Origin of the sequence: Methylobacterium crusticola (assembly GCF_003574465.1) — a bacterium.
Classification (GTDB): Bacteria; Pseudomonadota; Alphaproteobacteria; order Rhizobiales; family Beijerinckiaceae; genus Methylobacterium; species Methylobacterium crusticola.
In genome coordinates, this window is sequence record NZ_KZ984627.1 from 17,428 (window position 1) to 30,275 (window position 12,848).

Here is a 12,848-nt window from a genome sequence, read left to right on the forward strand (position 1 = left end):
CTGCGCCTACCCTGCCCGGGCGATCTTCCAGAAAAGCGCCGGCTTCGATCAGATTCCGGCCAATGTGGAGCGAGGAGATGTCCGGAGGGGCGGGTGACCGAGACCGACGCGACGACGCTCACGACGATGCAGACGCGTGACATCAGCTCCTGGCCGAAGAACGTCGCGCTCGCCCGCAGCACGGGGCGGGGATGGCGCAACATCCACGCGCAGCACGTCGCCGTGGAACCATGGACCGGGACGCTCGACCCAGTCGGCAATCCCTGCCTCGGTTACTGCGTCAATCACCCGGCACAGCTTCGCCGGCGCATCGGGCAGGGCGGGCCGACCGAAACCAGCACGCTCCGTCCCCGCCAGTTCCACCTGATCCCGGCGCACGACGCGAGCGAATGGCAGCGCCGGGGCCGGTCCGAGATGCTCGCGATGCATCTTCACCAAGGCTTGATCGACGATACTGCGCGGCAGATGTGGAGTTCGGCCGCCACGCGCGTCGAGCTCGACGTTCCGCTCGGGACGTCCGACCCGCTCCTGGAGCAGCTCGCGCTGGCGATCCTCGACATCATGCGGGAGGCCCCCGATCCCGCCTCGGCGCTCTACGTGGACGAGCTGGTCCACGCCATGGTGGTCCGCCTCGTGCGGACCTACACGGCCGATGGTCGCTCGTCGCGGGCCGGGACGGACGCCGAGCTGCCCGAGCGCGCCGATCTCGGGCGGGTCCGCGACCTGGTCGAGGCGCGTCTGGCCGACGATCTCTCCCTCGCGAGCATCGCCGGTGAGATCGGCGTCTCCCCGCGCTCCCTGTCACGCGCCTTCCACCAGCATTGGGGGACCACCGTCCACCAGTACGTGCTGTCCCGCCGCCTGGAGCGGGCCAAGACAATGCTGGGCGCGACGGACCTCACCATCACGTCGATCGCACTCGACACGGGGTTCTCGAGCCAGAGCCATCTGGCGACGGCATTCCGCAAGCTGACCGGACTGACTCCCAAGGAGTTCAGGCAAGGTGGGAGGTGACGGGCGGGACGTCGAACGCGACGGGATCCTCCCGGGGCCGGATCGCGATGCCGAAGCCGGTCTGGCACGGGCCGGCCGCCCGGGACGGGTTCGCACGCCGCGACGCCGCAGAGCGCGCCGGAAGAGCGTGCCGGAGACGGGGCCGTCGTCGCGCCGCGGCTCGTCCATGAGGGCGCCTTGCTCGGCGGCACGGTCGAGACCGGCCCTGCTGCAGGCCTGGACGCGCGGCGCGAGGACGGCCTGGATCGAGCGCCTGACCGGTCGACAGTGAGCGAGGATCGCGTCCCGCGTCGTCGCACGCTCGCCGGTCACGGTCGTCCTCCCATGCGCCAGGAGAGGGGTCGCATGAGCACCATCCAGGAGCGGCTTCAGGGCCGCTGGCGCATCACCGAGACGAAGACCTGGGATAACGACTATCTCGACCTCGTCGAGCCGGCCTTCATCGCCTTCGCGCCGGACGGAGCGGGCGAGTTCCGGTTCGGGGTGGTGGTCGCGAGCCTCGACTGCGCCGACAGCCAGACCGATGTCGGATTCCGGTTCCAGGGCTCGGACGAGGGCGACGAGGTCGTCGGCGAGGGCTGGGCCGCGTGCGATGGCCCCGACACGATCCACGGCGAGATCGCGTTCTGGAACGGGGACGAGACCACCTTCAAGGCCCGTCGCTGGCCGAGGTCGTGATCCGGCCCGGCGGCGCTCGGGATCGAGCGGGACGGCGCTGCCTTTCGCGGCGGTCTCGAGCCGCGCCCGCACCGTCGGGCTCGCCGGGCGCGACCACGTCGCCCGAGGCGCGGTCACCGATGATGATCGAGGCCTACCGAGGCCGGATGTGCCGGTGCAGCCCGATGAGGGCGTGGAGCACCGCGTCGAGCGAGTCCCAGGCGGTGGACCCGCTCGGGTCCTTGCTGGTCCTGCACGTCACGCCCGCAGACCGCCCCGGTACACCTGGGTCCAGACCTAAAAGGTCCCCCGCGTCACGAGCGCGGTCCCCTTGCCCTCCGCGCAGGCCAGCAGGTCCCGGTAGAGCAGCGCGACCGGGTGCGGCATCGCGTCGATTTCTCGGTCCATCTTATGGCTCCGCGTGTGTCTAGACGTCGGGAATTCCGTCGGGGGATTCGTCGGGAGTAGGGGTCCCTACAGCCTCCCGACGTGGGGGTCACGGTCTGGATTTGAGCCGGCGCCGGGCTTGCGCCCTCTCCGGAAATTTCCTACAGAACCAACGGGCTAGAGCCTGTCGGGGCGTAGCGCAGTCTGGTAGCGCATCTGGTTTGGGACCAGAGGGTCGCTGGTTCGAATCCGGCCGCCCCGACCATGCCCCCCACGCAACAGAGCCCGCGATGTCCAGCGCCCGCATCTTCCGCCCTGCCAAGGACCCGAGCCAGTCCGGCCTCGCCCGCACCAAGCAGTGGATGCTGGAGTTCGAGCAGACGAGTCCGCGCGAGACCGAGCCCCTCATGGGCTGGACCTCGTCCTCGGACATGCTCCAGCAGGTGCGCCTCGAGTTCGACACCAAGGAGGAGGCGGTGGCCTACGCCACCCGCGAGGGCCTGGCCTACCGGGTCGAGGAGCCCCAGAAGCCCCTGCGCAAGGGCCTCTCCTACTCGGACAACTTCAAGTACAACCGCACGGCGCCCTGGACTCACTGAGCCCCCGGGATCGCCGCCGCGCGGCGGCAAGCCCCGCGCGCAGCGGTGGTCCCCGCCCTCAGAAGGCGTAGCGGACCCCGCAGGCGGGCAGCTCCTCCGCCAGGAGCGCCCGGAAGCGCGCGAGCCAGCGGCCTTTCCACCCCGCGCGGTAGCGCAGGTTCTCCATCCCGCCCTCCGAGCGCTTGCTCTCCTGGATGTCGGGGCGCCAGAGCAGCTCCTCGGCCCTGGGGTGCCAGCGCAGGTTCACCGCGTGCAGGGCGGCGTTGTGGGTGAGGAAGATGATCTCGGCGCGCAGCTGCGCCCGGGCGGCCGGGCCGATGCCGGCGTCGAGGGCCCGGAACAGCGCCCGCCAGTCGGCCTCCCAGCCCTCGTAGAGGATCACCGGCGAGAAGTTGACGTGGACCTCGTAGCCCGCGGCCACGAAGTCGTCGATGGCCGCGATGCGCTCCGCCATGGGAGAGGTGCGCACGTCCACCACCTTGGCGATCCGCTCGGGCATCAGCGAGAACCGGATGCGGGTCTTGCCCTGCGGGTCGTAGGCGAGGAGGTCGCGGTTGACGAACTTCGTGGCGAACGAGCCCTTGGCGTTCGGGATGGTGCGGAACAGCCCCACGAGGTCGCGGACGCTGTCGCAGGCGAGGGCGTCGACCGAGAGATCGCCGTTCTCGCCCGTGTCGTAGACCCAGAGCCCGCCGTCGATCTGGTCGGGGGCGGGCAGGGGCCCCTGCGCGGCGGCGTGGCGCGCGATCGCCCGGCCGATCGCGTCGGTGTTCACGAACAGGGTGATGGGGTTGGCGTAGCCCTTGCGGCGCGGCACGTAGCAGTAGGCGCAGGCCATGGCGCAGCCGTTCGAGCTCGACGGCGCGATGAAGTGGGCGCTGCGGCCGTTCGGGCGCATCGCCAGGCCCTTCTTGACCCCGAGCACCAGGGTCGAGCGCTTGATCCGCAGCCAATCCTCGACCGAGCCGGCATTGCCGTGCAGCGCCGGGATGTTCCAGTGCGAGGGCACCGGGATCCGCGCCGCGCCGGGGAAGCGTTCCAGGATCTCCCGGCCCCGCGCGGCCTGCTCGACCGCGGGCTCGAGGTAGATCGTGTCGATGGCCAGGAGGGAGCGGGTCAGGGAGGGGCTCGCGAGGGAGGGGCGCCGGCGCTGATGTAGGGTGCGCCCGCTCCCCCGTCGATCACCGGGGCGCGACGCCGCGCCGCTCGGTCAGCGGCACGAGCAGGCCCGCGAGCGCGAAGCCGCCGCCGACAAGGCACAGGGCCGGCCAGCCCCCCGCCGCGAAGGCCCGGGTGCCGGCCGAGGCGCCGAGCGCCCCCCCGACGAAGATCGCGGTGAAGAACACCGTGTTGATCCGCCCCCGCGCGCCCGCCGCCAGGGCGTAGACCCGGGTCTGGTTCGCGATCAAGGCCGCGTTGATGCCGATGTCGATGAGGAGGACGCCGACGGCGAGCGCCGCCAGGGACGAGCCGCCGAGGAGCCCGAACACCACGAAGGCCGCGGCGGTCAGGAAGGCGCCCCCGGTCACGACCGGCCGCGGGCTGCGCGTGTCGGCGAAGCGCCCGGCCATGGGCGCGCACAGGGCGCCCGCCGCCCCGATGAGGCCGAAGAGCCCGGCGCCCGCCGGGTCGAGGCCGAAGGGCGGCGCCTCGACCTGGAGCGCGAGGGTGGTCCAGAACGCGTTGAAGGCGGCGAACAGCAGGGCCTGGGTCAGGGCGGCGCGGCGCAGGACCGGCTGGCCGCGCACGAGGTCGACGAGCGAGGCGAGGAGCGCGCCGTAACCCATCGTCGGGGCCGGGGGCCGGGTCCGCGGCAGGGTCAGGCCGGCGAGGCCCGCGAGCCCGAGGGCGAGCGCGGCCGCGGCGCCGAACACCGCCCGCCAGCCGAGCCAGGCGCCCACGAGGCCGCTCAGCGTCCGGGCGAGGAGGATGCCGAGGAGGAGGCCGGTCATCACCTGGCCGACCATGCGGCCCCGGGTGGCGTCGGGCGCCAGCTCGGCCGCGAACGGCACCGCCTGCTGGGCGGCCGTGGAGAGCACGCCGACGACGAAGCTCGCCAGCACCAGGCTGGCGAGGCCCGGGCTCAGCGCCGCCAGCACCAGGGCCGCGGCGAGCGCCAGCAGCTGGCCGACGATCAGGGTCCGCCGCCGGAACATGTCCCCGAGGGGCACGAGCCCCAGGATGCCGAGGCCGTAGCCCGCGAGCGTGGCGGTGGGCACCAGCACCGAGGCGCCGGCGCCGAGATCCTGGGCGAGGAGCCCCAGCAGCGGCTGGTTGTAGTAGATGTTCGCGACCGCCCCGCCGGCGATCAGGCTGAGGCTCAGGCGGGTCGCGGCGGACAGGGATGACATGACGGGGTGCGGCACCTTCGGACGGGGCCGCCTCGGCGCGGGCCCGGCCCGCAGGGTAGGGGAATTCCCGCGCCGCAACACGGGACGCGCCGCACGGCCGCTCCGCCCTGCCGGCATGGCGGGCGCCGTTCACACGGCCGTGAGGGATCCTTTCGGGGAGGACGATCGTCGCCACATGGAGGAACAGGCGAGCTCGAAAATGGGCTTGGCTCCGGCGCCCGATGCGCCGATACTTTCTCGATCGCGACCGGTCGGTTCCCTGTTGAGTACGGTCACGCTGTGGCGTGCGGCCTCGATTGCCGACCGCGGCGGCCCTGGCGGGGAACCTTGGGGAACAGCCCTCTCCGCCGTCGATGCGATCTCCGCCCTGGGAGACGGATGATGTCGTGCTACCGCGTGTTCTTCGCCAAGCAGATCCTCGGAGTGCCGTTCACGGTCGGCACGGTGGAGATCACCCGCGCCCGCGACCCCGAGCGCGCCATGCGCGCCGCGGCCCTCCGCTTCGCCCGGCAGCACGGGGTTCTCGACTGGCGCGAGCGCGCCGACGTGGCGGAGCTCGACCTCGCCCGCACGCCCGCCTGAGGGCGGGGCGCGCCGCGCGCGCTGCCGGCCGCCGCGGCCACTCCGGCTGCCGCGCGTCTGTTGCCTTTCCGCAACGCCGGGCGGGCGCCGCGACCGCGGACGCTTCCACGGATTGTGTCGAATATAGCCGTTGCTATATCTCGTCCACCGGGCAGGACGGGAGGCGAGCGTGGGGCGGATCAGCACGACGGCGGACGATCGGCCGGCGCGGCGGGGCCGCCCCTTGCGCGCGACATCGGCCCTCTGCGCGGCATTGGCCCTCGGCGCGGCCTGCCTCGGGGCCGGACCCGGGCGCGCCGCCGACCTCGCGCCGGCGCCCGCCCCCGCCTTCGTCGACTGGTCGGGCGGCTACGCGGGCATCCAGGGCAGCGCCGGCGCGTCGTTCGGCGCCTACGCGTTCGGTCCCACCCGCATCGGCGGCCGCACCGTGCCGGCCTTCAGGACGGGCGACGCCACGGGCCGCTCGGACGGCAGCCGCGAGGCCACGACCGCGGTCGGCGGCGCGTTCGGCGGCTACAACTGGCAGCGCGGCCCCTGGGTCTACGGCCTCGAGGCGGACATCTCCGGCGCCAACCTGAAGCGGCCCGTGCCCTCGACGGCGCCGGGCTTCGGCTACGAGGAGAGCGACCCGGCCTTCAGCCTCGTGCGGGCCAAGACCAACCTCTACGGGACCCTGCGGGCGCGCCTCGGTTACGCCTTCGAGCGCACCCTCGTGTACGCGGCCTTCGGCCTCGCGGGGGCCGATGCCCGGGTGCTCGCGACCTATCCGGACCCGGCGACGGGCCTCGCGTCCACGGCCCGGCGCGACCTGTCCTACCTCGGCTTCACGCTCGGGGCCGGCGTGCAGCTCGCGGTCAGCCCCGACCTCGCCCTCGGCCTCGACTACCGCTACGTCGACCTCGGCGGCAGCGGCGCCTTCGACCTCGGCGCCGTGCCGGGCCCGGCCGGCGGCCCGGTCTCGACCCGCGCCGCCTTCACGTCGAACCAGGTGATGGCGCGCCTGTCCTGGTACCCGGGCGGGTTGCGGCTGCCGCCCGAGGTCGCGGAGGCGGCCCCCGGCGAGGGGGCGTTCGGCGACCGCGTCTCGCTCCACGGGCAGACCACCTTCGTCAATCAGGGCGTGCCGGGCTTCCGCTCCCCCTACCGCGGCGAGAACAGCCTCGTGCCCCACCAGGCGCAGGCGACGACGACCGCCACGCTGTTCCTCGGGTTCAAGCTCACGGACAGTACCGAGCTCTACTACAACCCGGAATTCTCGCAGGGCTTCGGCCTCAGCCGGACGCTCGGGGTCGCCGGCTTCGTGAACGGCGAGGCCCAGAAGGCCGGCGCGCCCTTCCCGAAGCTGCGCTCGAACCGCTACTTCGTGCGCCAGACCTTCGGCCTCGGCGGCGAGACCGAGACGGTGCCGGACGGCCCCAACCAGGTCGCCACCACCCGCGACGTCGAGCGGATCACGGTCGTGGCCGGCAAGTTCGCGCTCGGGGACTTCTTCGACGGCAACGTCTACGCCCACGACCCGCGGGTCGACTTCATGAACTGGTCGCTCTGGGCGTCCTCGGCCTGGGACTTCCCCGCCAACCTCCCGGGTTTCACCCAGGGCGTGCTCGTGGAGTACAACCGCAAGGAATTCGCCGTGCGGGCCGCCTACACCCAGGTGCCGAAGGAGCCCTCGAGCGACGTGTTCGACCCGCGCGTGACCCGCCGGGGCGGCGTCACCCTGGAATTCGAGGAGCGCCACACGCTCCCGGTTCTCGACCAGCCGGGCAAGCTGCGCCTGGGGCTGTTCACCAACGTGGGCAACACCGCGAACTACCGGGAGGTGGTCGGCCTGACGCAGGCGGGCCTCTACGACGACATCAACGACGCGGCGGCGGGCACCCGGCGCTCAAGGCGCAAGAGCGGCGTCTACGTCAACCTCGAGCAGGCGCTCACCCCCGACCTCGGCGTCTTCGCCCGGGCGAGCCTCGCGGACGGCCGCAACGAGAACCTGTCGTTCACGGACGTCGACCGCAGCGTCTCGGGGGGCCTCTCCCTCAAGGGCACGGCCTGGGACCGGCCGGGCGACACGGTCGGGGTCGGCGCCACCGTGAACGGCCTCTCGCCCTCGCACCGGGCCTTCTTCGCCAACGGCGGCCTCGGGCTCCTCATCGGGGACGGCCGCCTCACCTACGCGCCCGAGCGGGCGCTGGAGGCCTACTACGCCGTCAGCCTGACGAAGGCCGTGACGGTGTCGCTCGACTACCAGCTCGTGGTGAACCCGGCCTACAACAGGGATCGGGGCCCCGCGAGCTTCTTCGGCACGCGCATCCACGCCGATTTCTGACCGCCGCCGCGCCCGCGGCGCGCCTCGCCGGCGCCCGCGCGGCCTCACGGACCCGCGCCCGGGGGAACGAGGAGCGGCGGCCAGCGGCGGGGGTCCGCGGCGCCGAAGCCGAGGGTGATCCCGACGTGTCCGGGCGGCCGGTCCCGGCGCGTCCGGGCCGGCTGCCAGCGCGGCCGCGGGACGGGGGCCTGCGCCGGCGGCGATCCGGTCGACGATGATCCCGTCCCGGTCGACGAGGAGCACCGGGGCCCGGGTGGCCGAAGCCGTAGCCTCCGTTCGGCTGCGCGGAGCGCCCGGCGACCGCACCGAGGCTCCTCACGGCCTCGTCGCGGCTCCCCGTCACGGCGACGATGCGGGGATCGAAGCTCGTCATGGGCTCGGCCATCACGGCCGGCGTGTCGCGCTCGGGGGCGACGGCGACGAGGGAGATCCGCGGGTCCCGGGGGCGCCGGGCAGGCGCGCCAGCGCGAGCGTCAGCTCCGCCATGGTGGCCGGGCAGACGTCCGGGCACTGGGTGAAGCCGAAGTCGACGCCATCGGGCGTTCCCGCGAGCGCGTCCGGATCCACCGCCCGCCGGGGCTGCCCGTGCTGTCGATGCCTTTGCCCGTCGACCGGTTGACCAGGATGAGCCGTCGTTCGCCGACCGCGCGTCCCAGGTCTGCTCGCCGCCGCCGCAGGACCGCCGCGTCACGCAGGCCCGATCGTCGCTGTCGCCGGCCGGCACGGCGAGGCGCTGGCCGGACCGGGTGCCCTGAGGGGGCCCGTCAGGCGGTGCGGGCCTCGGCCGCCACCACCTCGGGCAGCCAGCGCTCGATGGTGGCGTAGAGCTCCTCCCAGGCGAAGGGCTTGCCGACGTGGTCGTTCATCCCGGCGGCCCGGTAGACGGCGACCTGCTCGGGCAGGACGTTGGCGCTCATGGCGATGATCGGGACGTGGCGGGCCGGATGGTTGAGACCGCGGATCGCCCGGGTCAGGGCCATGCCGTCCATGTCGGGCATCACCACGTCGATGAGCAGCAGGTCGTAGCGGCCCTCCGGCACGGCCGCGACGGCCGCCGCGGCCGTGAGGGCGACGTCGACCACGAAGCCGGCCCGCTCCAGCACCACCTTGGCGAGCTCGAGGTTGATCGCGAGGTCGTCCACGAGCAGGAGCCGCGCCGCCCGGGAGAGGGCGTTGCGGTGAAGCGGCGGCGGCGCCGTCGCGGCCGGCGCCTCCGGCGGCAGCCTGACCTTGAACCAGAACGTCGACCCGCTGCCCTCCCGGCTCTCCACGCCGATGCGCCCGTCCATCAGCTCGACGAGGCGCTTCGAGATCGCGAGGCCGAGCCCGGTCCCGCCGTAGTGCCGGCCCGTGGAACTGTCGGCCTGCGAGAAGACCCGGAACAGGCGCCCGAGCCGGTCCGCCGGGATGCCGATGCCCGAATCCGTCACCGCGACGCGAAGGCCGTGCGTGCCCTGGCCCTCGGGCCGCAGGGTGACCCGGACGCACCCGGCCTCCGTGAATTTGACCGCGTTCCCCAGCAGGTTGACGAGCACTTGGCGCAGGCGGGCCTCGTCGCCGCGCCGCCACGGGACGAGGTCCGGATCGATGTCGACCTCGATCGGGAGGTTCTTCGAGCGCGCGTCGTGGGACACCATCGCCACCGCGTCCTCGACCACGCGCCCGAGGTCGAACGGGCGCAGGTCGAGGGCGCATTGCCCGGCCTCGATCTTGGTGAAGTCGAGCACGTCGTCGACGATGGTGCGCAGCGCCGCGCTCGCCGTCGCGGCGTTCGCGGCGTAGCGGCGCTGGACCGGGCCGAGGTCCGGCTCCGCCGCCAGGAGGTCGGTGAAGCCCTTGATGGCGTTGAGCGGCGTGCGGATCTCGTGGCTCATCATGGCGACGAAGTCGGTCTTGGCCCGGCTCGCGCTCTCGGCCCGGGCCTGGGCGAGCTCGGCCAGGTCGCGGGCGAGCCGCAGGGCGTCGGTGTGCTCCTCGATCCGCGTGACGTCGCGGGACAACACCAGGAGGCGGATGACGACGCCCTCGGCGTCGCGCATCGGCGTGACCGCGACGCTCCACCAGCGCGGCACGCCCGCCCGGGTCGGGCAGCGGAGCAGGGCCTCGCCCGGCTCCCCGGCGCGCCCGCGCCGGAGCGCTTCCTCGAGCGGGGGCCGGCCCTCCTCCGGGAACAGGTCCGCCAGGGCGCGGCCCGCGACGGCGTCGCGGCATTCCTGCTCCAGGAGCGCCGCGCCGCGGTCGTTGACGTAGACGACGTGCCCCTCGAGGTCGAGGACCGTGATGCAGTCCGGGCTGGTGCACAGCACGTTCTCGAGGAAGGCCCGGCTCTCCGCGAGCTCGCGCGTCCGCGCCGCGACCTCGGCCTCCAGCATCCGGTTCGCCCCGGCGAGGGCCCGGTCGCGCTCCGCCAGCCGCGCGAGCAGGCCCGCCAGGGACGCCGTCAGGGTGCGCACCTCGGCGCTGCCCCGGGGCGGCGGCAGGCGCACCTCGCCCGACCCGCCGCGGCCGGCCTCCCCGGCGGCCTGCGCCAGGGACAGGAGCGGCTCCACGATGATCCCGGCGGTCCACCAGCCCGCGAGGGCGAACAGGGCCGCGAAGGCGGCGCCCCCGGCCGTGATCCGCAGGCTTAGCGCCCGCGCCGGCGCGAAGGCCGCCTCGGCCGGCTGTCGCACCAGCACCGTCCAGCCGAGTCCCTTGTACCCCCCGACGCCGACGGACGCGCTCGCGCCCACGAGGTAGGTCACGCCGTCGGGCCAGGTCTCCAGCCCCTGCCGGGGCGCGGCGCCTGCCGCCGACGCCAGCGCGTCCGGCAGCGGCCGGCCCCGGAGGTCGGCCGGGCCGAGCAGCACCGTCCCGTCCCGGTCGAGCAGGACGGCCGAGAGGCCGCGATCCGCCGCGGCCGCGAGCGCGCGCGCGGCCACCTGCTCGGCCCAGCTCCAGCTCAGGTGGCCGCCGACCACCCCGACGACGGCGCCGGACGGGTCCTGCACCGGCGCCGAGACATCGACGAAGAGCCGCCTCTCGCCGTCGGGCAGCGGCGGGAGCACGGTTTCGAGCAGCAGCGCCTCGTGCACGTCGCCGGCGTGGGGCCCCGCGAGGCCCTGGCGAAACCACGGCCGCGCGGCGACGTTGCTGCCCTCGAGCAGGCGCCCGGTGCTCGCCGTGACCTGGCCGCTTCGGTCGGCGAAGCCCGCCCAGGCGTAGGCGGGGTGCGCGGCGTGCAGGGCCGAGATCCAGCTCCGCTGGTCCGCGGTCCCGGGCGCCGACCCCAGGGTCCGCGACAGGATCTGCATGTCGGCCCAGCGCTCGTACATGCTCGCGTCGAGCACGGCCCGGATGTGCCCCGCGAGGTCGGTCACCTCCCAGGCGATCCGGTCGCGCAGGGTTGCGGCCGCGATCTGCTGGACGGCCAGCGACCCGGCCAGCGTGAGGGCGAGCGCCAGGGACGCGAACGCCGCGGCGAGAAGGGTGCGCAGGCGCATGCGGACCTAACGTGAGGACAGGCCGTCCCGGGAGATTCGCTGGGGCGGGGGATTCCCTTGGGGTAGGAAGATTAGCCGATCGGCCGCGGGACGCAACCGCTCCTCCGAACTCTGGGTCAGGGGACAACCGCAAATTCGATCGCGGCCGCCGGCCCGGCGGGCCCGCGGCGGGCAGGGGGCCTCCCGGCCCCTCGCGGCGCGTGTCCGGGGGGCCGGGACGTGCGGGCCATCCGCGCGCGGCGCGCCGGCCGGATGCCGGGCCGGGAACGCCCGGATGCCGGGCGTTCCCCGCGCCGTCGCGGGCCTCAGTTCAGGGCCAGCGGCTCCGCCTCGTTGAGGAAGGCCGAGACCTCGCGGAAGAACTGCATCCGGTTCTTCTCCATGATGATCGTGTGCGTGCCCTCGCCGATCTCGACGAAGCGCTTGTAGGGCACGTTGGTCAGCCGGGCGAAGTAGTCCTGCGCCTGGTAGCTCGGCAGGTCGGCGTCCCACTCGGCGTGGATCACCAGGGTCGGCACCCGGATCAGGCCGGGATCGTAGAGCGCCTTGCCGGCGAGCCAGAATTCCTGGGCATCGGCGACCACGCCGTTCGGCGCGCGCAGCACCGGCGGGGTCTGGGCGGCGCCCTCCGGATCGGTCGCCCAGGTGGCGTCCGCCCATTGCTCGAACCAGCCCGCCGGGATCAGGTCCGCCTTCTTGTCCTCCGGGACGTCCTTGAGCCAGCGCGCCCGGGCACTCTCCTTCGAGACCGTCCGGTAGGCGCCGAGCGGCCCGGCCCCGGTCCCGAGGGGCAGCGGCGTGCGCGAGATCCATTGCGGCGCGTAGAGGACGAGGCGGTTGACCGTGTCGTTGTGCTGCGAGGTGTAGAGGCCCATGGTCGAGGTGCCCCACGACCAGCCCATCAGGTTGATCCTGCCCACGCCCCGCCGCTTGAGGATGTGGTCGACCGCGGCGCCGACGTCGCGGGCCGCGTCGGCGGTGCGCGCGAAGGGCTTCCCGTCCTGCGGCGGCCGGCTCATCTCCGGCGGCCGGGTCGAGCCGCCGTAGCCGCGCACGTCCACGAGGTAGACGTCGTAGCCCTGCCGGGCGAGGTGATCCATCATCGACAGCCCGTTCAGGGGCAGGTCGAAGGCGGTCTCGGCCGGGTAGGTCGCGCCGTGCACGTAGAGCAGGATCTTCTCCGCCGGGAACGCGGTCGTGCCGGCGGGCCGCTTGTTGCGGATGTAGAGCTCGATCCCGGCATCCGCCGAGGGAATGCGGTAGCTCTCGGTCTCGAGGGCCGGCGTCACGCCGTCTTCGCCGCCGGGCCCGGCGGCGGAGGCGGCATGGCCGCCGGCGGCCGCGAGGGCCAGCGCGGTCAGGCCGCCGAGCGTCTGGCGTCTGGTCGATGTTCTCTGCATCGTCGTCTCCCGCTCGCCCGGGACTGGGCGAGCAGACGCATGAAGCACCCGCC

At 73.7% G+C, this 12,848-nt stretch carries 11 protein-coding genes and 1 tRNA gene; 6 read left to right on the forward strand and 6 right to left on the reverse strand.

Features of this window, described 5'->3' with window-relative positions; genetic code table 11:
• Positions 1-93: 93 nt before the first annotated feature.
• From DT057_RS03095 to DT057_RS03110, 4 genes are all read left to right on the forward strand, one after another.
• Positions 94-1,014, forward strand: coding sequence for a helix-turn-helix domain-containing protein (locus DT057_RS03095; RefSeq protein WP_238312831.1), 921 nt, complete (start codon positions 94-96; stop codon positions 1,012-1,014).
• Positions 1,015-1,359: 345 nt separating this feature from the next.
• Positions 1,360-1,692: a hypothetical protein gene (locus DT057_RS03100; protein ID WP_128560661.1), complete on the forward strand. Its 333-nt coding sequence runs from the start codon at positions 1,360-1,362 to the stop codon at positions 1,690-1,692.
• Between the two features lie 554 nt (positions 1,693-2,246).
• Positions 2,247-2,323 (forward strand) — tRNA-Pro (locus DT057_RS03105).
• A gap of 25 nt (positions 2,324-2,348) precedes the next feature.
• Positions 2,349-2,657 (forward strand): ETC complex I subunit, encoded by a 309-nt coding sequence (locus tag DT057_RS03110; protein ID WP_128560662.1) that lies wholly within the window; start codon positions 2,349-2,351, stop codon positions 2,655-2,657.
• A 58-nt stretch (positions 2,658-2,715) separates the two neighbouring features.
• On the opposite strand, the gene DT057_RS03115 is transcribed toward DT057_RS03110, so the two are convergent.
• Both DT057_RS03115 and DT057_RS03120 read right to left on the reverse strand, forming a co-directional pair.
• Positions 2,716-3,777 (reverse strand): spore photoproduct lyase family protein, encoded by a 1,062-nt coding sequence (locus DT057_RS03115; protein WP_128560663.1) that lies wholly within the window; start codon positions 3,775-3,777, stop codon positions 2,716-2,718.
• Between the two features lie 61 nt (positions 3,778-3,838).
• Positions 3,839-5,008 (reverse strand): MFS transporter, encoded by a 1,170-nt coding sequence (locus tag DT057_RS03120; protein WP_128560664.1) that lies wholly within the window; start codon positions 5,006-5,008, stop codon positions 3,839-3,841.
• A 381-nt stretch (positions 5,009-5,389) separates the two neighbouring features.
• Between DT057_RS03120 and DT057_RS03125 the strand changes: the two genes are divergently transcribed.
• Positions 5,390-5,590, forward strand: coding sequence for a hypothetical protein (locus DT057_RS03125; protein ID WP_128560665.1), 201 nt, complete (start codon positions 5,390-5,392; stop codon positions 5,588-5,590).
• A 253-nt stretch (positions 5,591-5,843) separates the two neighbouring features.
• Positions 5,844-7,913 (forward strand): carbohydrate porin, encoded by a 2,070-nt coding sequence (locus DT057_RS03130; RefSeq protein ID WP_407068073.1) that lies wholly within the window; start codon positions 5,844-5,846, stop codon positions 7,911-7,913.
• Here DT057_RS03130 and DT057_RS37455 read toward each other — a convergent pair.
• From DT057_RS37455 to DT057_RS03145, 4 genes are all read right to left on the reverse strand, one after another.
• Positions 7,795-8,343 (reverse strand): SCO family protein, encoded by a 549-nt coding sequence (locus tag DT057_RS37455; RefSeq protein ID WP_368859419.1) that lies wholly within the window; start codon positions 8,341-8,343, stop codon positions 7,795-7,797. The two genes, DT057_RS03130 and DT057_RS37455, sit on opposite strands and share 119 nt — an antisense overlap.
• Entirely contained in the window at positions 8,298-8,480 is a 183-nt protein-coding gene (locus DT057_RS37460) for an SCO family protein (protein ID WP_128560667.1), read from the reverse strand. Before DT057_RS37460 ends, DT057_RS37455 begins: the two co-directional genes overlap by 46 nt.
• Before the next feature lie 197 nt (positions 8,481-8,677).
• On the reverse strand, positions 8,678-11,395 hold the full coding sequence (locus tag DT057_RS03140; RefSeq protein ID WP_128560668.1) for an ATP-binding protein: 2,718 nt from the start codon (positions 11,393-11,395) through the stop codon (positions 8,678-8,680).
• A gap of 305 nt (positions 11,396-11,700) precedes the next feature.
• On the reverse strand, positions 11,701-12,795 hold the full coding sequence (locus DT057_RS03145; RefSeq protein ID WP_128560669.1) for an alpha/beta hydrolase: 1,095 nt from the start codon (positions 12,793-12,795) through the stop codon (positions 11,701-11,703).
• Positions 12,796-12,848: the final 53 nt, after the last annotated feature.

What these genes read in the sequence shown, in the direction of transcription:
- DT057_RS03100 (WP_128560661.1), top strand. Translation starts at nt 1,360, where the DNA reads ATGAGCACCATCCAGGAGCGGCTTCAGGGCCGCTGGCGCATCACCGAG.
- DT057_RS03110 (WP_128560662.1), top strand. Translation starts at nt 2,349, where the DNA reads ATGTCCAGCGCCCGCATCTTCCGCCCTGCCAAGGACCCGAGCCAGTCC.
- DT057_RS03120 (WP_128560664.1), bottom strand. Translation starts at nt 5,008, where the DNA reads ATGTCATCCCTGTCCGCCGCGACCCGCCTGAGCCTCAGCCTGATCGCC.
- DT057_RS03125 (WP_128560665.1), top strand. Translation starts at nt 5,390, where the DNA reads ATGTCGTGCTACCGCGTGTTCTTCGCCAAGCAGATCCTCGGAGTGCCG.
- DT057_RS03140 (WP_128560668.1), bottom strand. Translation starts at nt 11,395, where the DNA reads ATGCGCCTGCGCACCCTTCTCGCCGCGGCGTTCGCGTCCCTGGCGCTC.
- DT057_RS03145 (WP_128560669.1), bottom strand. Translation starts at nt 12,795, where the DNA reads ATGCAGAGAACATCGACCAGACGCCAGACGCTCGGCGGCCTGACCGCG.